Origin of the sequence: Achromobacter mucicolens (assembly GCF_902859725.1) — a bacterium.
Taxonomy (GTDB): domain Bacteria; phylum Pseudomonadota; class Gammaproteobacteria; order Burkholderiales; family Burkholderiaceae_B; genus Achromobacter; species Achromobacter mucicolens.
The window spans coordinates 217,874-239,147 of sequence record NZ_CADIJP010000007.1 but is presented as its reverse complement, the minus strand read 5'-3'; the positions used below and the strand labels follow the sequence as shown (position 1 = coordinate 239,147).

20 protein-coding genes are annotated in these 21,274 nt (G+C 67.3%); 10 read left to right on the top strand and 10 right to left on the bottom strand.

Features of this window, described 5'->3' with window-relative positions; genetic code table 11:
• Nucleotides 1–66: 66 nt before the first annotated feature.
• The 7 genes from HV786_RS11225 to ggt form a co-directional block, all read right to left on the bottom strand.
• Nucleotides 67–660, bottom strand: coding sequence for a TetR/AcrR family transcriptional regulator (locus tag HV786_RS11225; protein ID WP_175210865.1), 594 nt, complete (start codon nucleotides 658–660; stop codon nucleotides 67–69).
• A 75-nt stretch (nucleotides 661–735) separates the two neighbouring features.
• Entirely contained in the window at nucleotides 736–1,272 is a 537-nt protein-coding gene (locus tag HV786_RS11220) for a YaeQ family protein (RefSeq protein WP_062840943.1), read from the bottom strand.
• 911 nt (nucleotides 1,273–2,183) lie between these two features.
• Nucleotides 2,184–4,052: a dipeptide ABC transporter ATP-binding protein gene (locus HV786_RS11215; protein ID WP_128828418.1), complete on the bottom strand. Its 1,869-nt coding sequence runs from the start codon at nucleotides 4,050–4,052 to the stop codon at nucleotides 2,184–2,186.
• Nucleotides 4,053–4,066: 14 nt separating this feature from the next.
• Nucleotides 4,067–4,945: an ABC transporter permease gene (locus HV786_RS11210; RefSeq protein WP_128828110.1), complete on the bottom strand. Its 879-nt coding sequence runs from the start codon at nucleotides 4,943–4,945 to the stop codon at nucleotides 4,067–4,069.
• Nucleotides 4,942–5,886: an ABC transporter permease gene (locus HV786_RS11205; RefSeq protein WP_056316436.1), complete on the bottom strand. Its 945-nt coding sequence runs from the start codon at nucleotides 5,884–5,886 to the stop codon at nucleotides 4,942–4,944. Before HV786_RS11205 ends, HV786_RS11210 begins: the two co-directional genes overlap by 4 nt.
• Before the next feature lie 129 nt (nucleotides 5,887–6,015).
• On the bottom strand, nucleotides 6,016–7,527 hold the full coding sequence (locus HV786_RS11200; RefSeq protein WP_128828109.1) for an ABC transporter substrate-binding protein: 1,512 nt from the start codon (nucleotides 7,525–7,527) through the stop codon (nucleotides 6,016–6,018).
• A gap of 47 nt (nucleotides 7,528–7,574) precedes the next feature.
• Nucleotides 7,575–9,203 carry a gamma-glutamyltransferase gene (gene ggt, locus HV786_RS11195; RefSeq protein WP_056316430.1) on the bottom strand — a complete coding sequence of 543 codons (1,629 nt, stop codon included), beginning with the start codon at nucleotides 9,201–9,203 and terminating at the stop codon, nucleotides 7,575–7,577.
• 92 nt (nucleotides 9,204–9,295) lie between these two features.
• Here ggt and HV786_RS11190 point away from each other — a divergent pair, with 92 nt between their 5' ends.
• A complete protein-coding gene (locus tag HV786_RS11190; RefSeq protein ID WP_128828108.1) occupies nucleotides 9,296–10,198 on the top strand; it encodes a LysR family transcriptional regulator in 903 nt (300 codons plus the stop codon).
• Nucleotides 10,199–10,201: 3 nt separating this feature from the next.
• Here HV786_RS11190 and HV786_RS11185 read toward each other — a convergent pair whose 3' ends face one another.
• The 3 genes from HV786_RS11185 to HV786_RS11175 are packed head-to-tail and all read right to left on the bottom strand — an operon-like array spanning nucleotide 10,202 to nucleotide 14,646.
• On the bottom strand, nucleotides 10,202–12,373 hold the full coding sequence (locus HV786_RS11185) for a phosphocholine-specific phospholipase C (RefSeq protein WP_128828107.1): 2,172 nt from the start codon (nucleotides 12,371–12,373) through the stop codon (nucleotides 10,202–10,204).
• A gap of 35 nt (nucleotides 12,374–12,408) precedes the next feature.
• Complete coding sequence (locus HV786_RS11180) at nucleotides 12,409–12,606, bottom strand: hypothetical protein (protein ID WP_174245375.1); 198 nt, start codon at nucleotides 12,604–12,606, stop codon at nucleotides 12,409–12,411.
• Nucleotides 12,607–12,627: 21 nt separating this feature from the next.
• Complete coding sequence (locus tag HV786_RS11175) at nucleotides 12,628–14,646, bottom strand: alkaline phosphatase family protein (protein ID WP_252870447.1); 2,019 nt, start codon at nucleotides 14,644–14,646, stop codon at nucleotides 12,628–12,630.
• A gap of 845 nt (nucleotides 14,647–15,491) precedes the next feature.
• Between HV786_RS11175 and HV786_RS11170 the strand changes: the two genes are divergently transcribed.
• From HV786_RS11170 to gspN, 9 genes are all read left to right on the top strand, one after another.
• On the top strand, nucleotides 15,492–15,935 hold the full coding sequence (locus tag HV786_RS11170) for a general secretion pathway protein GspC (RefSeq protein ID WP_175210863.1): 444 nt from the start codon (nucleotides 15,492–15,494) through the stop codon (nucleotides 15,933–15,935).
• Nucleotides 15,936–16,024: 89 nt separating this feature from the next.
• Nucleotides 16,025–16,453: a type II secretion system major pseudopilin GspG gene (gene gspG, locus HV786_RS11165; protein WP_056316420.1), complete on the top strand. Its 429-nt coding sequence runs from the start codon at nucleotides 16,025–16,027 to the stop codon at nucleotides 16,451–16,453.
• On the top strand, nucleotides 16,425–16,913 hold the full coding sequence (gspH, locus tag HV786_RS11160; protein ID WP_128828106.1) for a type II secretion system minor pseudopilin GspH: 489 nt from the start codon (nucleotides 16,425–16,427) through the stop codon (nucleotides 16,911–16,913). The genes gspG and gspH overlap by 29 nt, the downstream gene beginning before the upstream one ends.
• Nucleotides 16,900–17,334 (top strand): type II secretion system minor pseudopilin GspI, encoded by a 435-nt coding sequence (gene gspI, locus HV786_RS11155; RefSeq protein ID WP_175210861.1) that lies wholly within the window; start codon nucleotides 16,900–16,902, stop codon nucleotides 17,332–17,334. Before gspH ends, gspI begins: the two co-directional genes overlap by 14 nt.
• Nucleotides 17,331–17,942 (top strand): prepilin-type N-terminal cleavage/methylation domain-containing protein, encoded by a 612-nt coding sequence (locus HV786_RS11150; RefSeq protein ID WP_175210859.1) that lies wholly within the window; start codon nucleotides 17,331–17,333, stop codon nucleotides 17,940–17,942. The genes gspI and HV786_RS11150 overlap by 4 nt, the downstream gene beginning before the upstream one ends.
• Nucleotides 17,939–18,925, top strand: coding sequence for a type II secretion system minor pseudopilin GspK (gene gspK / locus HV786_RS11145; RefSeq protein WP_175210857.1), 987 nt, complete (start codon nucleotides 17,939–17,941; stop codon nucleotides 18,923–18,925). The genes HV786_RS11150 and gspK overlap by 4 nt, the downstream gene beginning before the upstream one ends.
• On the top strand, nucleotides 18,922–19,914 hold the full coding sequence (gspL, locus tag HV786_RS11140; RefSeq protein WP_175210855.1) for a type II secretion system protein GspL: 993 nt from the start codon (nucleotides 18,922–18,924) through the stop codon (nucleotides 19,912–19,914). Before gspK ends, gspL begins: the two co-directional genes overlap by 4 nt.
• Nucleotides 19,911–20,495 carry a type II secretion system protein GspM gene (gspM, locus tag HV786_RS11135; RefSeq protein WP_175210853.1) on the top strand — a complete coding sequence of 195 codons (585 nt, stop codon included), beginning with the start codon at nucleotides 19,911–19,913 and terminating at the stop codon, nucleotides 20,493–20,495. Before gspL ends, gspM begins: the two co-directional genes overlap by 4 nt.
• Nucleotides 20,495–21,259: a type II secretion system protein N gene (gene gspN, locus HV786_RS11130; RefSeq protein WP_128828415.1), complete on the top strand. Its 765-nt coding sequence runs from the start codon at nucleotides 20,495–20,497 to the stop codon at nucleotides 21,257–21,259. The genes gspM and gspN overlap by 1 nt, the downstream gene beginning before the upstream one ends.
• The last annotated feature ends 15 nt before the right edge of the window (nucleotides 21,260–21,274 follow it).

The following is a 21,274-nucleotide window of genomic DNA, read 5'->3' as shown; positions in this document are numbered from 1 at the left end:
ACAATATGATGAGCATCATATTTATGGGCAGCAAAACGGCCGCGCAGTGCGGCCGGGGAAATCGAATCAGTGAGACGTTGCGGCAGCCTCGTGGTCGTACTGGTCCAGCACCGCCTGGCGGGCAGAGGCCAGCACCGCGCGCCCGCGCGGGTTGTCCCCCAACGCCCGCGCCAGTTGCAACGCGCCGACCAGGGTGCTGAGCACCGCCGCAGCCGCGTGTTCGCCGGCCTCGGCGGGCAGCACCTGCTGCACGGCTTCCATCAGCCGCTGCACCCGGCTGGCCGCCACCTCGCGCACGTCGTCCGACTGGCGGGGAATTTCCGAGGCCAACGCCGCCACGGGGCAACCCCGCTCGCAGCCGGCCAGGTGCGCGTCGCTGAGATAGGCTTCAACCCAGGCGCGCAACGGGCTGGCGCCTTCGGCGCGGCGGCGCGCCATGTTCTGGGACAGGCGCGCCGCGCCATCCTGGCCGGCACGCTCCATCGCCGCCGCCAGCAGCGCGTCGCGCGAAGGGAAATGCGCGTAGAAGCCGCCGTGCGTCAGGCCGGCTTCCTTCATGACGTCCGCGACGCCTACCCCGGAATACCCAGCGCGGCGGATCGCGCGCGCCGCCGCATCGACGATGCGTTCGTGGGATTGTTCCTTGCGGGAGGCAGACATGATCGGGGCGCCAAAAATATGATGATCGTCATATTAAGCCCGCCCTGTTCCGAAACGCAAGCCCCGGCCCTTATTTCAGCGCCACACCTCGGGTTCGAGGGTGACTTCGCCCTTGGCCGCCGAAAAATACACCACGCCGTCCGAGATATTGGCGTTCAGCTGCATCGTGCGTTCGGCCAATTGGCCCAGCGCCCGGCTCTGCTCGGCCGGCAGGTTGATCACCTTCAGGTTGCGCGTGCGTTCCAGCTTGTTGCGCACGCCGTCCCACCAGATCTTGCTGGCCGAACCGCCATAGCAGTACACGATCACCTCGTCGGCCCGGCCACAGGCACGCAGGATGCGGCGCTCTTCAGGCTGGCCCACTTCGATCCACAGCTTGATCTCGCCCGTCAGGTCCTTCACCCACAGGTCCGGCTCATCGGTATCGCTCAGCCCCTTCGTGAACGACAGCTCCTCCTGCGCATGCAACGCAAACGCCGCCAGCCGCACCATCATCCGCTCGTCCGTTTCCGAGGGATGACGCGCCACGGTAAGCCCGTGACTGCCGTAATAATGGCGATCGGTATCGGCGACGTTCAGGTCGGCCTTGTAGATGGTGGCGCGCAGGGCCATGGCGTAGGTCCGTTCAAAAGCGAATTGCGGGAAGGCCGCCATGATAACCGCCCGCTGCGGGGCGCTACTGCCTGGTTCGTCCTTCTGGTCGCTGCCACCCGCCCCCTGGCCCGCTGGCTTTCCCGGCCCGCAGTCACCCGCGGCCTGGACCGTGTGACCGGGGCGGTGTTTATTGCATTTGGGTTGAGGTTGGCGCTGGAAAAGCGCTGATGGATGGCGGGGTGTTTGAACACCCGCGCTTGGATGGGTGTCAGACACCCGGGAAGGCCGGCTGCACTATCACGCGCATTTCGTAAGGGTGTCAGAGACCTGGCGGCGCAAGCGTCTATCAACAAGCACCGCGTCACCAGCGCGCAGCGTCATCACCACGACGCAAGACACCCAAACGCCAAAGAAGGCCGCCCGCGCGGCCGATTTTGGCGGCCCCGCAAGATCTTCCGCCCCACCCCACCCGCGGCAAAAACGCAAGAACCCAACTCGCCCCGCCACCCAGCGCCAGCAACTAACGGAGCGGCTGGTGACGGGCCGGGTGCGAGCTCGGGGCGTCGATGCGCCCGAGGGAATCCGAAGGCAGGCGCCGAAGGGCGCCAACGAGGCGGGGTGGGATGCTCTCGTTGTGGCAGTCCGGCGCCTACCGGCTGATGGATGACGACGTCCCATACCCCAGCGCCCTCCCCACTGCAGAGGGCGCACCTACACCATACAAGGATGATGCAGGGGGGGGCCGCCTAGGCAAGTCCGGAGCGAAGGCTCCGGACCGCAATCGTGGCCCCGCGCTCGCACCCGGCCCGGCGCCGGCCGCGGCCTAAGAACCCCGACCGCCGCCAGCATCGACAGCACCGCCAGCAAATACAGCAAACACAGCAAACAACATCAAAGCCAGTCAACCAAGCAAACCAGCCGACACCGCCTCAATAAACCCCAATGGCATGCCGCGCCACGAAATGCCCATCTCCCACGGCAACCAGCGGCTCAACCAGCGGCTCATCCCCCACCCGGCGCATCGGGCTGGGAATCTCATCCACCAGCAGCGACCGCTCCCGATGCCGCCGCTGCGGATCCGCGATCGGCACCGCCGCCATCAGCTTCTTCGTATAAGGATGCTGCGGATTTTCAAAGATCGCCCGGCGCGGCCCGATCTCCACGATCTGCCCCAGATACATCACGGCCACGCGGTGGCTCACCCGCTCCACCACCGCCATATCGTGCGAAATGAACAGGAACGACACACCCAGCTCGCGCTGCAGATCCAGCAGCAGATTCACGATCTGCGCCTGAATCGACACGTCCAGCGCCGACACCGACTCGTCCGCGATCACCACCTTGGGATTGAGCGCCAGCGCCCGCGCGATGCAGATCCGCTGACGCTGCCCGCCTGAAAACTCATGCGGATAGCGGTCGATCATTTCAGGCAGCAACCCGCACTTGTCCATCAGCCACCGCACCCGATCCTGCGCCGCTTTGCCGCGCGCCACCTTGTGGATCAAGAGCGGCTCCATGATCGAATAGCCCACCGTCATGCGCGGATCCAGCGACGCGAACGGATCCTGGAAAATGAACTGGATATGCTGGCGCAGCGTCTGCATGGCGCTGCCGCGCAGTGCACCGATATTCTTGCCGTCGAATTCGATCGACCCGCTCTTGCTCTTGACCAGTTGCAGCAATGAACGGCCAGTCGTCGTCTTTCCGCACCCCGACTCGCCCACCAGCGACAGCGTCTCGCCCGGATACAGGTCAAAGCTGACCTTCTCGACCGCATGCACGCGCTTTTGCACCCGGCCCAGAATGCCACCGGTAATGTCAAAGCTGGTCGTCAGATCCCGCACTTTCAGCACCGGCCCGTTCTCGCGGCGCACCGTCGACGGCGCGGCCACCGGCGTATCCACCAGCCGCGCCGGATCCGGCACGCGCGCGGCTTCGTCCACCTTCAAGAGCGGAAACGGCGCCGGCTCGTCCGTGCCCTGCATCGCGCCCAACCGCGGCACCGCCGACAGCAGCGCCCGCGTGTAGGCGTGCTGCGGACGCGCAAAGATCTCGTCCGAACCGCCCTCTTCGACCTTGTCGCCCCGGTACATCACCAGCACGCGGTCGGCCACTTCCGCCACTACCCCCATGTCGTGCGTGATGAAGATCACGCCCATGTCCATCTCTTCCTGGAGCTGGCGAATGAGTTGGAGGATCTGCGCCTGGATCGTGACATCCAGCGCGGTCGTCGGCTCGTCGGCGATCAAGAGTTGCGGCTTGCACGACAGCGCCATCGCGATCATCACGCGCTGGCGCATGCCGCCCGACAGCTGGTGCGGATAGCGGTCCAGGATGGCGCGCGCCTCGGGAATGCGCACGCGCTCCAGCATGCGCAGCGTCTCGGCGCGGGCGGCCGCAGCGTCCAGTCCCTGATGCAGCTGCAGGGCCTCGGCGATCTGGTTGCCGGCCGTGAAGCTGGGGTTCAGCGAGGTCATCGGCTCCTGGAAGATCATGGCGACATCCGCGCCGCGCACGCGTTGCAGCGTGGAATCGGGCTCATTGACCAGATCCAGCACGTCGCCGCTGCGCCGGCGCAGCAGCATCCCGCCGTTGGCGATATGCCCGCCGCCGTACTCGACCAGCCGCATCAGCGCCAGCGAGGTCACGGACTTGCCGGACCCCGACTCGCCCACGATGGCCAGCGTCTCGCCGCGGTTCACGTGAAAGGAAACATTGCGCACCGCTTCCACGGTGCGTTCGGGCGTTTTGAACCGCACCGTCAGGTCATTGACCTGCACGACGCGGTTGGAATCCATGGTTGCCATATCGATTACTTTTCCTGACGCGGATCGAGCGCGTCGCGCAGCCCGTCACCCAGCAGATTGAAGCCCAGCACCACCAGGAAAATGGCCGATCCGGGGAAGATCGACATCCAGGGCGCCTGGGTCATGAAGTTCTTGGCCGTGTTCAGCATCGAGCCCCACGACGGCGTCGGCGGCTGCAGGCCCAGGCCCAGGAAGGACAGGCTCGCCTCGGCGATGATGGCCGTGGCGATGGTGATCGTGGCCTGCACGATCAGCGGCGGCATGACGTTGGGAAATACGTGCCGGCCGATGATGCGCAGGTCGGAAGCGCCCAGCGCGCGGGCGCTCTGCACGTAGTCTTCGTTCTTGACCGCCAGCACCTGCCCCCGGGTCAACCGGATGAACTTGGGCGCCGCCGATACGCCGATGGCGATCATTGCGTTCGTCAGGCTGGGCCCCAGGAAGGCGGCCAGCGCAATGGCCAGGATCAGGAACGGGATCGCCAGCAGCGCCTCGGTGGCGCGCGAGATGATGCTGTCCGTCCAGCCGCCGAAGTAACCGGCTGCCAGGCCAAAGGGCACGCCTACGACCAGCGCGATCAGCACCGATACCAGGCCCGCCATCAGCGAGGCGCGCGCGCCGTAGACCATGCGGCTGTAGATGTCCCGGCCCAGCTCGTCCGTGCCCAGCCAGTGCGCCGCCGACGGCGCCTTGCGGATGGTGGTGAAGCTGGTTTGCAGGGGGTCCTGGCTGACGATGAACGGGGCCAGGATGGCCACCAAGACGAAGAACAGCACGATGCCCAGGCCGAGCATCGCGATACGGTTGCGTTTGAACTTGGCCCACGCGCGATTGCGGCTGCGGGGCGGCGTGACGGCTGCGGCCGTTGCAGGAATTGCGCTCATGAGTGCCTCAGGCGGGGATTGACCAGGATGTACAGGATGTCGGCCAGCAGGTTCATCAGGATGAAGCCCACCGCCACGCAGAGCACCACGCCCTGCACCACCGCGTAGTCGCGGGTGAACACCGCGTCGACCACCAGCTTGCCGAAGCCCGGGATCGTGAAGACCTGTTCGGTCAGCACGGCGCCAGCCAGCAGTTCGCCAAACAGCAGCGTGACCAGCGTGACGATCGGCATGAGCGCATTGCGCAGCGCGTGGCGCAGCACCACGCTGCGCGGCGACACGCCCTTGGCGCGGGCGGTGCGCACGTAATCCGCGGACAGCGCCTCCAGCATGGAAGACCGGGTGTGCCGCATCAGGTATGCGGCAATCGCGGTGGACAGCACCAGCGACGGCATCAGCATGGTCTTGATGGACAGCCAGAAGTCCTCGGACGGCGACACGTAGCCCGAGGCCGGCAGCAGCTTCCACTGCACCGACACCACCATGATGAGGATGATGCCCAGCCAGAAATTGGGAATGGACATGCCGGAGAGCGCCGCGATGTTGGCGCCCATCTCGACGGGCTTGCCCTTGCGCACCGCGGCGATGATGCCCATGGGAATGCCCACCAAAAGCGCAAAGAACATCGCCATGGCGGCCAGTTGCAGGGTGACGGGCAGCTTTTGCGCGATCAGCGTCGTGACGGGCACGTCGGTGCGCAGGGACTTGCCCAGGTCGCCTTGCAGCACCTGCCCGGCCCAGGCCGCGTACTGCATCGGCAACGGGTCGTTCAGGCGGTATTTGTCGCGCAGGTAGTCCAGCACGGCCGGGTCGCGCTCTTCGCCGGCCAGGGTCAGCACCGGATCGCCGGGCAGGATTTTCTGCAGCATGAACACGATCATCGACACCAATATCAGTGTCGGGATCGCGACGATCACGCGGCGCAAGATGAGTTTAAGCATGAGGAAAACCGTAAGACAGGAACGACGGACGGCGCCGGCCGGACAAGGGACGATGCGCGTCCGCCGCAAACGACAACCGGACGCGCAAGGCGCGTCCGGCGGGTGCGGCGGTCGATTGCCGCCCCAACATTACTTCTGCGCGAACGTCACGCCCTTGAGCCGGATCATACCGTCCGGGTAGGGAGTGAAACCCTGGACCTTCTTGCTCATGACGAAGGGCCACGGCTGGTAGTAGTTGTACACGCCGGGCAGTTCGTCCTGGATGATGGTCTGCGCCTGGTCGTAGATGGCCTTGCGCTTGGCCTCGTCCGGCACCGTGCGCGCCTGGTTGAGCAGCTTGTCGACTTCAGGATTGCAGTAGTGGCCGTCGTTCAGCGCGCCCTTGCAGGTGACGAAGGCGTGGATGTTGCCGTCGGGATCGACCCGGCCGGACCAACCCAGCATCACGATCTGGAAGTTGCCGCCCGAGGCTTCCTTTTGCAGCGCGGCGTATTCGGTCGGGCGCAGCGACAGGTCAAAGCCCGCCTCGGCGGCCATCGCCTGGACGATCTCGGCGATGGACGAGGTGGTGGTGTTGTTGCCAAACACCAGCTCGGCCTTCACGCGGTCAAAGCCCGCCTGCTTGAGCAGGCTCTTGGACTTGGCCACGTCGCGCTGGGTGACGGGGAACTTGTCGCTGTGATAGGGGCTGGCGGGCGGGAACGGCTGCTGGGCCGGTTCAAAGATGCCGCCGCCGGCCACTTCGTTGATGGCGTTGCGGTCGATCGCGTACTGGAATGCCTGGCGCACCAGCTTGTTCTTGAACGGGTTGTCTTCGGCGCGCTTGCCGTTGCCCACGTTGAACATGAACTGCTGAAAGCCCAGGCCCGCGACCGGTGCGAACGTCAGGTTGGCGTCGGTCTTGACCTGCGGGGCGTCGGACGGATTCAAGCGTTCCAGCATGTCCAGGTCGCCGGCGCGCAGGTTGGACAGGCGCACGGTGGTGTCCGGGATGGGCAGGAACGTCAGGCGCTTGAAGGCGTAATCCTTGGCGCCGTAGTACTGGTCGAATTTTTCGAGAACGATGCGGTCGTTCTGGATGCGTTCGACGAACTTGTACGGACCCGAGCAGATGGGCTTGCGGCCCACGGCGGCGACGTCGTCCGAGAAGGTCTTGGGCGACAGCATCATGCCGGCGCGGTCGGACAGCTGCGCGAGCAGCGTGGCGTCCGGTTCCTTCAGGGTGAGCACCAGCGTGGTGGCGTCCGGCGCGTCGACCTTGGCGACCGAACGGAGCTCGCCCTTGCGCAGGCTGTCGGGCAGGCTCATGGCGCGGTCCAGGTTGGCCTTGGCCGCGGCCGCATCGAACTTGGTGCCGTCGTGGAACGACGCGTCGTCGCGCAGCTTGAAGGTCAGCACCTTGTTGTCGTCGCTGAACGACCACGAGGTGGCCAGTTGCGGCACGAAGTGCAGTTTGGGATCGATGTCCACCAGCTTGTCGCACAGCGACGTGAACACGATGCGGCCCACGTAGGTGCGGGCGCGGTGCGGATCCAGGACGTCGGGATCTTCCTGCAGGCCGATGCGGATGTTCTGGGCGCTGGCGGCGCCGGCGGCCAGCGCCAGCAGGCTGGCGCCGAAGGTCATGGTCAAGCGTTTCATTGTGTTTATTCCCCTTGTTGCTGCATTTGCCGGTTTAAGGAAGCGCTTTAGAAGCCCACCGCCTGGCCGTCGCGACGGCTGTCGCTGGCGGCGACGTAACCCAGTTCGTTGTCGTTTTCGGACATGCGCCAGATGAATTGGCCGGCGCCGAAATCCATGTACGGATCGTCAACGGATTTCAAAGCATGCCCCAGGTCTTTCAGTCCCGCAATCGTAGAAGCCTTCATATTGGTCTCGATGTCGAGCGTGAAGTCGCGGTTGACCTTCCAGCGCGGAGCGCAGCATGCGGCCTGCGGGTTCTGGTGGTAGTCGATCATGCGGACCACGGTCTGCATGTGGCCCTGGGGCTGCATGTCGCCGCCCATGACGCCAAAGCTCATGACCGGCTTGCCGCCGCGCGTGAGGAAACCCGGGATGATGGTGTGGAACGGACGCTTGCCGCCTTCGACCACGTTGGCCGACTTGGGATCCATGGAGAAGCCCACGCCGCGGTTCTGCATGCTGATGCCCGTGCCCGGCACGACCACGCCCGACCCGAAGCCCATGTAGTTGGACTGGATGAACGAGATCATCATGCCGTTTTCGTCGGCGGCGGTCAGGTAGATGGTGCCGCCCGCGTGCGGACGGCCGGCCTCGAAATGGGTGGCCTGGTCCAGGCGGATCAGCTTGGCGCGGCTGTCCAGGTAGGCGTCCGACAGCATTTGCTCGGGCGTGACCTGCATGGCTCGGGGGTCGGCGACGTACTTGTACAGGTCGGCGAAGGCCAGCTTCATGGCTTCGATCTGGATGTGCTGCGATTGCACCGAATCCACGGGGATGTCGGCCATGTCGAAGCGTTCGACGATGCCCAGCGCGATCAGCGCGGCGATGCCCTGCCCGTTCGGCGGGATTTCGTGCAGCTCGTAGCCGCGATAGGACTTGGAGATGGGCTTGACCCATTCCGGACGGTAGCCGCGCAGGTCTTCCAGCGTCATCGCGCCGCCGCATTCCTTGCTGAAGGCGGCGATGCGCTCGGCCAGTTCGCCTTCGTAGAAGTCGCGGCCCTTGGATTCGGCGATACGGCGCAGCGTGTTGGCGGCGTCGGGGAAGCGGAAGTGCTCGCCGACCTTGGGCGCGCGGCCTTCGGGCAGGAAGGCCTGGGCGTATCCGGGCTGCGACTTCAGTTCCTCGGCGGCGGCGGCCCACTTGTGCGCCACGACGGGCGGCACGGCATAGCCGCGTTCGGCGATCTCGATGGCGGGTTCGAACAGTTGTTCGAACGGCAGCTTGCCCAGCTTTTCATGCAGCGCGGCCCAGCCGGCCACCACGCCGGGAACCGTGACCGCGTCCCAGCCGCGCTTGGGCTGGATGGCCAGGCCATTGGCGTCGGTGCCGTACTTGCGCTTGAAGTATTCGGTGTTCCATGCGGCGGGCGCGACGCCCGACGAGTTCAGGCCGTGCAGTTCCTTGCCGTCCCAGACGATGGCAAAGCAGTCGCCGCCCAGGCCGCAGGAAACCGGTTCGACCAGGACGATCGTGGCCGCGGCCGCGATGGCGGCGTCCACGGCGTTGCCGCCCTTGAGCAGCATGCGCAGCCCCGCCTGGGCAGCCAGCGGGTGCGACGTGGAGACCACGTTGCGGGCAAACAGCGGAATGCGGACGGAAGGATACGGGTTGGCCCAGTCGAAGGTTTTCATGTGGCGGGTCTCAAAAGGTTAAGCGGGCGAAGTTACTCTCGTGCTTTAATTAAATCAATTTGATTTTTTGTTCCGTCATAAAAGAATTTTTTATGAGTACGATCCGTTTCATGCGCACGTTTCTGGCAGTCGCGCACCACGGTTCCTTCTCGGAAGCGGCCGAGCAGGTGGCCCTGACGCAGGCGGCCGTCAGCTTTCAGATGCGCTCGCTGGAAGCCGAGCTGGGACGAGAACTTTTCGACCGCAGCGGGCGCCTGGCCATCCTGAACGCGGCCGGGCGCGAATTGCTTCCTGAAATCAAGCACTTGCTTGATTTATACGACAGACTGCGGCGGCCGAACACCGCGCCCGGCGAATTGGCCGGGTCCGTGTCGGTGGGCAGCATCGTGTCCTGCATGGGGACACTATCGAAGGTCATCTCGGGATTGAAAAAGGCCCACCCCAAGCTGGACGTGCGCATCCTGTCGGGCAAGGCCAGCGAGCTGGCGGGCAAGGTCGAGGACGGCGAGCTGGATGCGGCGTTCCTGGTGGAAGCCGGGCGCAAGATGGCCAGCACGCGCTGGACCGCACTCTATGAAGAACAGATGGTGGTGATCGCCCCGCGCTCGGCGGCCGGCAAGGACGCCCGCGAGGTGCTGGCGGGCAATCCGTTCCTGCGCTTTGACCGCACCCAGCGCACCGGGCTGCAGATCGACCGGCTGCTGCGCCGGATGGCGGTGCCGGTCAATGATTTCCTGGAACTGAACGCGATCGAGACGCTGGTGGAACTGGTGCGCCAGGAAGTCGGCGTGACGCTGCTGCCGCTGATCAACGGCGCGAACTGGCAGCACAGTCCGGAGTTGCGGATCTTCCACCTGCCCGACGACCTGGGACCGCTGTCCCGTTCCATCGGGATGCTGGAACGCCGAGAACACGCCCGCCAGGGCATCACGGCGGCGATCTGCGAGGCGTGCGCGCAGGCCTTCCGCGCACGCGAACCGCAGACCCCCGCGTGACGTTTACATCGCCATGGCCGGATCGGTCACGGACGCCTTGCCGGTTTCGACGCGGCCGGCAAAGCGGCGCAGCCACGACGGATCCTCGGCAAGCCGCACCGTGAAGTCGTACCACGCGTGGCTGCCCGCCAGCGCCCAATGCTGCTCGACCTGCGCACCCGCCGCGACCGTGAAGGTCCAGCGCTCGTGGTTGGCGTAATACGCATTGGGCGTGACTTCAAAGGTGCACGGGGTCTTGCCGGCGTTGATGAAGCTGACGTAGACGTCGCCATTGGCGATGTCGTAGCAGACGCGGATCTCGGCATCCTGCTGCGCCGTGCGGTCATGCGCCACGTCGCCGGCGAAATGGCGGTGCCAGCCGTTGGGGCCCAGCACCCACAGGTCGTACTTGCCGCCGTCGGCCGCCGTGTCCCAGCTGCCTTCGAGCTGCTTGCCCGGCTCCACGGTGTAGCGGCGCGGCAGGCGGTCCAGATGCAGGCGGTCATACACATGGAACACCGCGGCCTGCTTGCCGGTGTTTGAAAACACCAGCCACATGTTGCCGGTGCCCGGCTGGCTGCGGCCGCTCGCGTGCAGCTCGTACGGCAAGGCGCGGGAATAACGCACGCCGGGCTCCTGCACGCCCTTGGCCTGCGTGGACGGATCGGGCAGCGGCACGGCGGTCAGCGCTTCCTGCGCGGCGCGTTCCTGGTCCGATCCGCTGCGGGTCAGGATGTTCAGGTCGGGCAGTTTTTCGTCGTTGGGCGTGGCGAAGTTGAAGGCCGAGGTCAGGTCGCCCAGCACGGCGCGGCGCCACGGGCTGATGTTCTCTTCCTTCACGCCGAAGCGGGCTTCCAGGAATTGCAGCACGGAAGTGTGGTCGAAGGCCTGGGAATTGACCCAGCCGCCGCGGCTCCAGGGCGACACGACGTACATCGGCACGCGGGGGCCGGGGCCGTAGACGCGGTTGTCGGCGGCGTCCTGGGCGGACGCGTGCGTGTGGCGCTCCAGGTCGGTGTTGACGGTGGAGGCGCCGGCCATCGAGCCATCGGTATTCAGCGAGGGCGCGGCGGGCGGCGGCACGTGATCGAAGTAGCCGTCGTTCTCGTCGAAGTTGATGAGCAGGACGGTCTTGCTCCAGACGTCCGGATTGGCGGTCAGCGCGTCAAGCGTTTCCTGGATGTACCAGGCGCCCTGCACGGGGCTGGAGGGGCCGGGGTGCTCGGAGTAGGTTGCCGGCGCCACGATCCATGACACCTGCGGCAGCGTGCCGTTCATCGCGTCGTCGCGCAGCGCCTGCAGGAAGCCGCCGTCCGGCATCGTGTTGGCGGTGCCCTTGTAGAGCGGATTGGCCGCGTCCATGCTGGGCGTCCAGGCCGGATAAGGCGCGCCGTTGCTGCCGTTGCCCGCCAGTTCGTTGGCGCGGCGGTATTGCTGGAAGCCGGCCAGCGGGTTGTCGCCGAAGTTCTCCGGCAGGTTCTGGTAGACCTTCCACGTCACGCCGTTTTCCTGCAGGCGTTCCGGATACGTCTTCCAGGTCCAGCCGATGTTCGAGGCGCCCAGGCTGTCCCATTGGTTGCGGGTCGACGGGCCGTTACCCTGCGCCAGCGGATCGTTGGTGCCGGTCCAGTGAAAGAGGCGGTTGGTGTTGGTGCCGCCGTGGGTGGAACAGTGATAGGCGTCGCACAGGGTGAAGGCGTCGGCCAGCGCGAACTGGAACTCGACTTCCTTCTGGCGGTAGTAGCCCATCGACTGGTTCTGCTTGTAGCGGGGCCATTGATACATGCGGCCGCCGTCCCAGGCCATCTGCGCATCCACGTAGTCGTGGGGCGTGCCGGCCACGCGCTGGGCGTTGCCCTGCGTGCTGTCCAGGTGATACGGCATGACGACGCGTGTGCCGTTGGTCTGCTCCCAGACCGAGCGGTCCTGCGGCAGCGGGATGGTGATGCGGTCGCCAAAGCCTCGCACGCCCTTGAACGTGCCGAAGTACATGTCGAACGAGCGGTTCTCCTGCATCAGGATGACCACGTGCTCGACGTCGTTGATGGTGCCGGTGCGGTTATTGGCGGGAATGGCGAGCGCGCGGCGGATCGCCGGCGGGAACATCGACAGCGCGGTGAGGCCCGCAGTTGAGGCAGCGGCGTTGCGCAGGAACCGGCGCTTGCCGGCGTGGATCGTGTCTTTATCGGACTTCACGGAGGATTTTCCTATGTGTCTGGGATAGGCGCGGCTCAGGGCGCGCAACGCAGTTCGGGCTTGGCCGGCGGCGGCGTCGTGGGCGTTTCGGGCTGGGTGGGCGTACCCGGATTGCCGGGCGTGGCGGCGTCGTCGTCGCCGCCATCGTCGCCACCGCAGGCGGCCAGGGTGGCGGTCAGCATCAGCACCGCGCCGGCGCGCAGGAAGCCGCGCAAAATCATGGACTTGCTCATGGGGTATTTATCCTTGGGACATCAGGGAAACAGTTCGTAGACGGACTTGCCGGACAGGGCGAGGGATCTCACTTCTTCCTCGGTCAACGCCCGCGACCAGAACGCCAGGTCATCGAAAATCATCGTGTACGGGCCCTTGGTGCCGGCGCAGCAGATGCCGTAGGTGCCGCGGCCGTCTTCGTTCAGGCCGATGTGCGGACCGAAGATGCCGGCGACCTGGGCCAGGTTGACGCCGGGCGTGGCGGTGGAGGTGACGCTGCGCACAAAGCCCAGTTCGCTGTCGTAGCGGTAGGCGGTCATGGTGCGGGCCGTCTTGTCGATGGTCATGGCGACGTAGACGGGCTTGTTGGGCGTGAACTTCACGCCGTTGATGTCCGCGCGCTTGCCGCCGCCGGCGATGTTGAAGCGCAGTTCGGGCCCTGCCCATTGGGCGATGGTGATGCCAGGGTTGCCGCCGGAGTTGTAGTCTTTGTTGCCGATGATCGAGCGGTCATTGGCGGTGCCGTCGGACTGGAACCAGAAGCCGATGGTGAACGCCTGCACGCTGTCCAGGAGGCCCGCCGGATAGTCCAGCTTGAATGCGCCCAGGGCCGCCGTGCCGCGCTCGTTCCGGAAGCTCTTGCCGTACACGCCGGGGTCGGCATAGGCGGGCGCCTGGGTGCCGTCGAACGGCGTGATCGCGCCGCCGCCGGCGGCCTTGTCGGCCACGTCGCCCTCGAAGGGGAAGAACATGGTCAGGCCGGTGCGCAGCGAGGCCAAGAGGGGCACGGGCTTGACGTAGACGACCGTGGCGCGTGCGGCGCTGACCGCGTGGCCGGTGGAGACGCTGTAGGCCACTTCATGCACGCCCTCGGCATTGAAGGTGAAGCCGGTGTCGACGTATTCGGTGGCGGTGCCGGGCAGGCGCGCAACTTCCTTGCCATCGCGGCTGACGACGATGTCGCCGGTGGGTTCTCCAACGCGGACCCAGGTGACGGTGACACTCTTGTTGTCCATGGAGGTGCGGGTGGCAACGCGGCGCAGCGCCAGCGGCTCGCTGAGCGCGGTGCCGGCCATGTCGTAGGCGGTGGCCTCGGGCAAGGCGTCCAGGTGCGACAGGACAGTGGGCGCCACGTCGGCAGCGCTGGGCAGCGCGTACCAGTTGGTGTCCCATACGCCGTCGAACGAGGCGTCGTCGGCGCTGCCGCCGAGCAGCGCGGGCTGATTGGCGGCGAGCAGGATGGTCTTGTTGGAGGAGAACGGCAGGCCGTCGCTGCCGCCGGTCTTGTCCAGGCCGTGACTTGTGGCGACGACCATGAGCCAGTTTTCGTTGGGGTGCGCGGCGCGGCGGTCGACCAGCTGTTTGGCCAGGACGCCAAGGGCGGCGTCGGTCTGGCGGATGACAGCGTCGTAGGTGGTGCCGAAGCCGCTTTCGGCGGCGGCGCGTTCGGGCGCGCCGAATTGCGCGACGACGAGGTCGTAGCCTTCGGCGATGCGGTCGCGGGCTTGGGAGGCGACGCAATCGTCCTGGCCTGCGCAGTCGGTTAGCGTCTGGACGTAGCCGGCGTCGCGGTCGATGTTTAAAAGGCTGGCCAGCAGCGATGAGTTGAAGGCGCCGGCGGTGCGCGCTTCAGGCTGCGCGGTCTTGATGCGTTGGAACAGGCTGGGGGCTTTCATGCCCTGGCTCTGGGCATTGGAGCGCACGCCGTGGACGTCGGCCCATTGGCCGGTGAGCAAGGTGGCCCAGCCAGGTGCGGTGAGCGTGGGCTGTTGGGTCACGGTGCCGGTCACGCCGCCGGTCCAGGCGCGGGTGACGGTCAGCTGGCTCAGGTTGGGAAGCGTGTTGTCCGCCACGCCGCGCCGCAGCGCGTCATACGTCAGGCCGTCCACGCCGACAAACAGCACCTTGCTGGCGCTCGCCTCGCCCGGCGTGGTCACGGGCGGCTGGGTCGGCGGGGCCACGGGGGCTTCGTCGTCATCATCATCACCGCCTCCACAGCCGGCCAATACGCTGGTCGCCAGCAACATGGCGCACCATCTTCTCCAATTCAATGTCTGCATTGCTTCTCTTCTCTTTTTCATGAAGGGGGTCTTACGCTGGCCGACATGGTGGCGACCAAACGTGAAAGACCCGTGAAGCAAAGGCGAGAAACCTTGATTGCTGAATCAGGATTCTTTTGCGGATGAGGCAATGCAGGTGTGCAGTTCGGTGGGCTCGTTTGCGTGCGAGGCAAGGGAGCGGGTGGGTTTTCGGCGGCTGGGAATGTGGTGATGGCGGGTGTTTTGACACTCGGAAAGTCGACACGACATGCCGGCGACCTTGTCCCCGGGCTGTCTGACGGCTTGTTCGCTTTTGCGTTTTGGCTTGCCTGAGGTTGAGTTCTTGAGACGTCCGGCACGGCGACGGCCCGGGGCGCGCGGGGCCACGATTGCGGTCCCGAGCCTTCGCTCCGGACTTGCCTAGGCGGCCCCCCCCGTCGTCATCTTCGTCCGCCTTCGGCTCCCTTCAGATTCCCTCGGGCTTATCGACGCCCCGCGCACCCCGGGCCGCCACCGCACCGGACTCGAGCAGTTGAAGTTTTCCGGGCGGCGGGACGGTCAGCGTGCTTGGCGTTCTGTTGGAGACGTGCCCGGGGTTGAAGCGGCTTGCGGTGCCCGTCCCCGTTCGGCCGCGCGGGCGGCCTCCGGGGACTTACGCGGTGTCTTGCGGCGTGGCGATGGCGCTTCGCGTGTGGCAAGGTTTGGGTCGGTTTTTTTTGGGGGGGAAGGTGATGGTGCCGGGTGTCTGACACCCAATGAGACATTGCGACAACCAGCATTCACTTCCATGGGTGTCAGACACCCAACATTGCTGTCATGAATCGCCGCTATAGTCGGCCGCGTTGCTTCATCTGCCGTTCAATCCCATGCCTTTGTCCCTGCGCCTGCCCCTGCCCTCCGCGCCCGCCTTGCTGCGCGTCCTTGCCGTCCTGGCTTTTGCCGCGGGGCTTGGCGTGTGGGCGTCTATCCTGCTTGCGCCACAGCCCGGGCCCCTGCCCCCGGCGGTCTCGGCCGCTGCGCCGCGTGCGGCCGACAATACGCCGGTCGCGCTGTGGTTCGGCAAGGATGAAGCCATGCGCACGCAGATCACGGTGCTGGGGGTGATCGCGGCTGGGCCGGATGGTGCGGCCGTGCTGAGCGTGGACGGCGGACCGCCGCTGGCTTGGCGCGCGGGCGCTGAAGTGGCGCCGGGCATCGTGCTTCGCGACATCGCGGCGGACGCCGTGACGGTCGAGCAGTCGGGCCGCGCGAGCCGCCTGGCCGCGCCGGCTGCACAGGACGCGCCGGGCGGAATCACGCGCTTGAAGTGAATGCCGGCGGGTGACCTGCCGGCGTGCGCATTACTGTCATATTTCATGTCCACAATCCCGGGCTTCTACTGAAAGACCGGAGTTGCAAAGTGCGTCAGTTACCGCGCGGGCTTGCCCGCCAGCAGGGCTTTACCCTCATCGAGATCATGGTGGTGATTGTGATCATGGGGATTCTGGCCGCGCTGGTGGTGCCGCGCGTGCTCGATCGCCCGGATCAGGCGCGTCAGGCGGCCGCCCGGCAGGACATTGCGGGCATCATGCAGGCGCTCAAGCTGTACCGGCTGGACAATGGCCGCTACCCGACCACGGCGCAAGGCCTGCGCGCGCTGGCGCAGAAGCCGGAGGGCGTTGCCAACTGGCGTGGCTACCTGGACAAGCTGCCCAACGATCCGTGGGGACACCCCTACCAATATCTGAGCCCCGGCGTCAAAGGCGACGTCGATGTCTTCTCGTTCGGCGCCGACAACAAGCCCGGCGGAGAAAGCGGCGATGCCGACATCGGTTCCTGGGAACTCTGAACGCGGTTTCACGCTGGTCGAAGTCCTGGTGGTGCTGGTGATCGTGGCCATCGCGGCCAGCATGGTGAGCCTGTCGGTCGGGCGTGGAGACAATCGTCTGCGCGCTGACGCCGAGCGCCTGGCGGACGCGTTCACCGTGGCGCAGAGCGAGGCCCGCAGCGACGGGCGCCCGATTCGCTGGCTGGCAAATGGCCAGGGGTGGTCGTTCGAGCGCAACGGCCGCGCGGCCGGCCCTACCGCGCAAGACGACATTCCGGTGCCCCCCGACCGTCTCGACACCGACGAGGTGCTGCGTCCGCAGGCCTGGTCGGCCAGCCCGGTGCAATGGCGGCTGGATCCGGACCGGCCGCTGATCTTCAACACGGAATGGGTCGCCGCGCCCATGACGTTGACGTTGAGCGCGGCAGACGTGCGCGTGACACTGCAACGCGATGCCGCGGGACGCTATGAGATCCGCTGACGAATTCGCCCAGGCCGCCCTCGATGGCGCGGCATTGCCGCGTCCGCGCAACCGCCAACGCGGTTTCACGTTGATCGAAGTGCTGGTCGCGCTGGCGATCATCGCCGTGGCGATGGGCGCGGCGTTGCGCGCCACGGGCGTCATGGCCGCGAACAACCGCGCACTGCAGGACAAGACCCTGGCATTGCTGGCGGCGCAGAACGCGCTTACGCAGCTGCGTCTGGAACAGACGCTGCCGCGCGCCGGCTCGCAGACGGTGCCGTGTCCGCAAGGCGGCCTGGCGCTGCAGTGCGAGCTGGTCTTCACCAATTCGATGAACCGCAGTTTTCGGCAGGTGTCGGTGAAGGTCCACGACGCCGCGTCTTCGCGCGATGGCGCGATCCTGCTGCAGCTCGACGGACTGCTGTCCAGCCTGCGATGACCGCGCGCCGCACACCGCAATCCCAGGCCGGCTTCACGCTGATCGAGGTGCTGGTCGCCCTGGCGCTGATGGCGCTTGTCAGCCTGATGGCCTGGCGCGGCCTGGCCAGCGTGTCGGGTGCGCGCGATCTTATCGCCGCGCAGGCCGAGGACACGGACGCCATCGTACGCACGTTAGGCCAGATGGCGCGCGATGTGGAGCTGTCGTACGCGGGCCCTGCGTTCGACTCACCGGGTCTGGACGCGGTGTCGTTCACGACGGGCCTGCGGCTGTTGCCGCGCGCCGCCGGCGGGCAGACGCTGGAAGTCCTGCGTCCCGATCCCGATGGCAACGGCCTGTGGCAGCGTGTTCAATGGCAGGTCCGCAACGACGGCCTGTGGCGCACCAGTGGCCCATCCGCGCCGCGCAGTCCGCTGCCGGCGGCCGTTGACGGCGTGCTGCTTTTACCGGGCGTGCGCAACCTTGCACTGCGCGCCTGGGTGCCGGGCGTGGGCTGGGTGGACGCGAACGCGGCGTTCGCGGCGGCGCCCAGCGGGCTGGAGATCGTTTTTGATCGTGGCGTGCCGGGCGATCTGCGGCGCTACTCGCGCATCCTGGAGCTGCCATGAGCCGCAGGGCTGTTCACGCACAGGCCCCGTGCAGCGGTCATGGGGGAGGCGGCGGGGCCCGCCAACGCGGCGCGGCGGTCGTCAGCGCGCTCATTGTGGTTGCAATCGTGGCCGCGCTGACCACCAGTCTGTTCCAGCGGCAGACCGCCAGCACGCGGCGCGTGGAGAATGAACTGGCGCGCGTGCAGGCGCGCGCGATGCTCGCGGGCGGCATCGACTGGGCGCGGCTGGTGGTGCGCGACCACGGCCGGCGCGAGCCCACCACCCGCGGCGACCAGATCTGGGCGACCCCGGTGCTGGACACCCGTATCGAGCGCCCCGGCGACGACCGCGTGGCGGTGTTCTCGGGCGGGGTCCAGGACGAACAGGGCAAGTACAACCTCTACAACCTGGCGCGCAATGGCGTGGCGCAGCCCGAGCAGGAAGAGATTCTGCGGCGCCTGCTCGGCACGCTGGAACTGCCCGACACGCTGGCAGCGCGCATCGTCGACATCGTTGCGGCCGCACAGCCGCCCGCGCTGGCGGCGGACGCGCCCAACACCGCGGCGCAGCCCGGCCCGCTGGCGCGCGCGCCGTTGCCGCGGGGCGTGGACGAAATCGCGGCGCTGCTGGACCTTGAACCGCCCATGCGAAACGCGTTGCGGCGCACGATGACGCTGCTGCCGTCGGCGACCCAGGTCAACGTCAACACCGCGCCCGCGGAGGTGATCGCCGCGCTGGTGCCGGGGCTGTCGCTTGCGCAGGCCCGCGCCTTGGCGGGCGAGCGCGACCGCGGCAACTGGTTCAACAACACTGGCGACTTCGCCAACCGGCTGGCGGGCACGGGCGTGAAGACGCCCGCGCCCGCAGTCTCCACCAACAGCAGCTGGTTCCTGGCCAGCGGCACCGTGGTCTACGAACGGGCGCGCGTCTCCATGCAGGCGCTGATGCGCAGCGCCCCGCCGGCCGCTCCCGAAACCCTCTGGACGAGAGAAACACCTTGAAGAACACCCTGCGCATCGCCCTGCCCGCGCTGGAGGAATTTGGCGCCGATTCGCCGCTGCCCTACGCCTGGTTCGACCGGCGCGGCCGCTGCGTGCGGCAAGGCGAGCTGGCGCTGCGCGCCCTTGGGCACGCCTGGCCCCAAGCCGTGTGCGAAGCGGTTCTGCACCCGGCCGACGTCATTTCGGCCACGGTGCAGATTCCCGCCGTGGCGCGCGCGCACTTCGGGGCGGCCGTGCGCGGCGCGCTGGAACCGCTGGTCCTGAGCGACCTGGATGGCCTTGCCATCGGTCACGGCGCGCGCGCCGCCGACGGGTCCGTTGCGCTGGCCTGGTCCCCACGCGAACCGGTGCGCCGCGCGTGGAGCCTGCTGAGCGAACAAGGCCTGCGCGTGCGCGCGCTGATCGCCCCGCAAGCGCTGGCGCCAGCCACCGATGCGCCGTTGCGCGATCCTGCCGATCCGCGCTGGCACGCGCCTTCGCCCGCCTGGTCGCTGGCCATGCCGCACCTCGCGCCGGTCAGCGTGTCACGCTGGCGGCCGGTGTGGCGCTGGGGCGCGCTGGCGGCTGTGGTGTGGATAGCGGGCTTGAACCTGTATGCCGCGCAACTGCGCGGCGAAGCGGACACCTTGCGGCGTGGCATGCACGACCAGGTGCTGGCGGCATTTCCGAACGTGCCCGTCGTGCTGGACCCCGCGCGCCAGGCGCAGCAGGGGCTGGACGCGTTGCAGGCCAACCGCGGCGCCGCCAGCGCTGGCGACTTCCTGCCACTGGCCCGCGCCGCCGCGCAGGCGCTGCCCTTTGCCGCCGACAAGGTCGCGCACCTGACGTACGCCGACCAGGCGCTCACGCTGCAACTGGCGGACGCCGGACCGCAAGCGCAACGCGTCGCAGAAACGCCCGCGTTGATCCAACAAGCCGCCGCCCTGGGGCTGAAGCTGGAACGTGGCGATACCGACAACACCTGGCGCATTGTGCGCAGCCAACCATGACACCGCTACATCGACTTCAAGCCGCGTGGCAGGCCGCCCGCAAACCCGTGGACCCCGCGCTGGCGCGCGCCCGAGCGCGCTACCAGGCGTTGGCCCCGCGCGAACGCCGCCTCGTCGCCGGCGCGGCGTTGCTTCTGGGCGCGGCGATTGGCTTTGTGACGCTGATCGAGCCCGCCCTGAACACCGTGCGCAAACTGCACGCCGAGCTGCCAGGCCTGCGCACGCAGGCCGCCACCGTCGCCGACCTGACGGCGCAAGCCGCCGCCCTGCGTCAGCGCAGCGCGGTTCCCGCAGGAGCCATGCCCAGCACACAGGAGCTGTCGGCCAGTCTGGAACGCGCCGGCCTGCCCGCCGGGCAATGGACGCTGGCCGATGCCGACGCGGGCGGCGTCGCGCTGTCGTTGGAGCAGGCGCCGTCGTCGGCGCTGATGCGCTGGCTGGATGGTGCGGGGCGCGATTGGGGACTGGCCATCTCGCAGGTGGACCTGACGCGCGCCGCAAACGCCAACGGACGGCCGCTGCCGGGCCTGATCAACGGCAAGGTCGTGCTGCTGCCGCCGCAGGCGGCCGGGAGCCGCTGATGCCGCTGAAATTTCCTTCCCGCCGCGTGGCGGGCCTGTGGTTGGCTGGCGTGTTGTGCGCCGCAGCTGCGGGTGCCTCCGTGCTGCCCGCGCGATGGGTGCTGGCGCTCTTGCCCGACGACGCGCCGGTCACGTTGGCCGACGCCAGCGGCACGCTGTGGCACGGCAGCGCGTGGATCGCCCTTGGCTCCCAAGGCGCGCGCCGCGTGCTGCCGCAACCGGTGCAATGGCAATGGCGCTGGGACACGATGGCGCTCGACATCTCGCATCCCTGGCTGCAAGGCGCGTTGCGCGCGCGCCCGGGGTGGAACGGTCTGGCGCTGCCCGCGTCGTCCCTGCGCGTGCCCGCGACGGTATTGCCTGCGCTCGGCGCGCCTTGGAATACGTTGTCGCCGCAAGGCATGCTGGAAATCAGCTGGCAGCCCTTTCGCCTGGGCGCCCCGCTTCCCCCCGGCCCGGCCGTCGACGTGCGCTGGCGCAACGCCGCGACTGCGCTCTCGCCCATCACGCCAGTGGGGACTTATTTGCTGCGCGTGCAGGGCGGTAAAACCGGCGCGACGCTGGTCCTCAGCACGGAAAGCGGCCTGCTCGACGTCAAGGGCCAGGGCGGCAGCGGCCCCCGGGGCATCAGCTTCCAGGGCGAAGCCACATTCGCGCGATCGGCGAATGAGGCCGACCGCGCCGCGCTCGACGGCCTGCTGTCGACCCTGGGCCGCCGCTCGGGCGACACGGTGACGTTCAGCGTGGGGAAATCGGCGCGATAGGGGCGGCGACGGGCG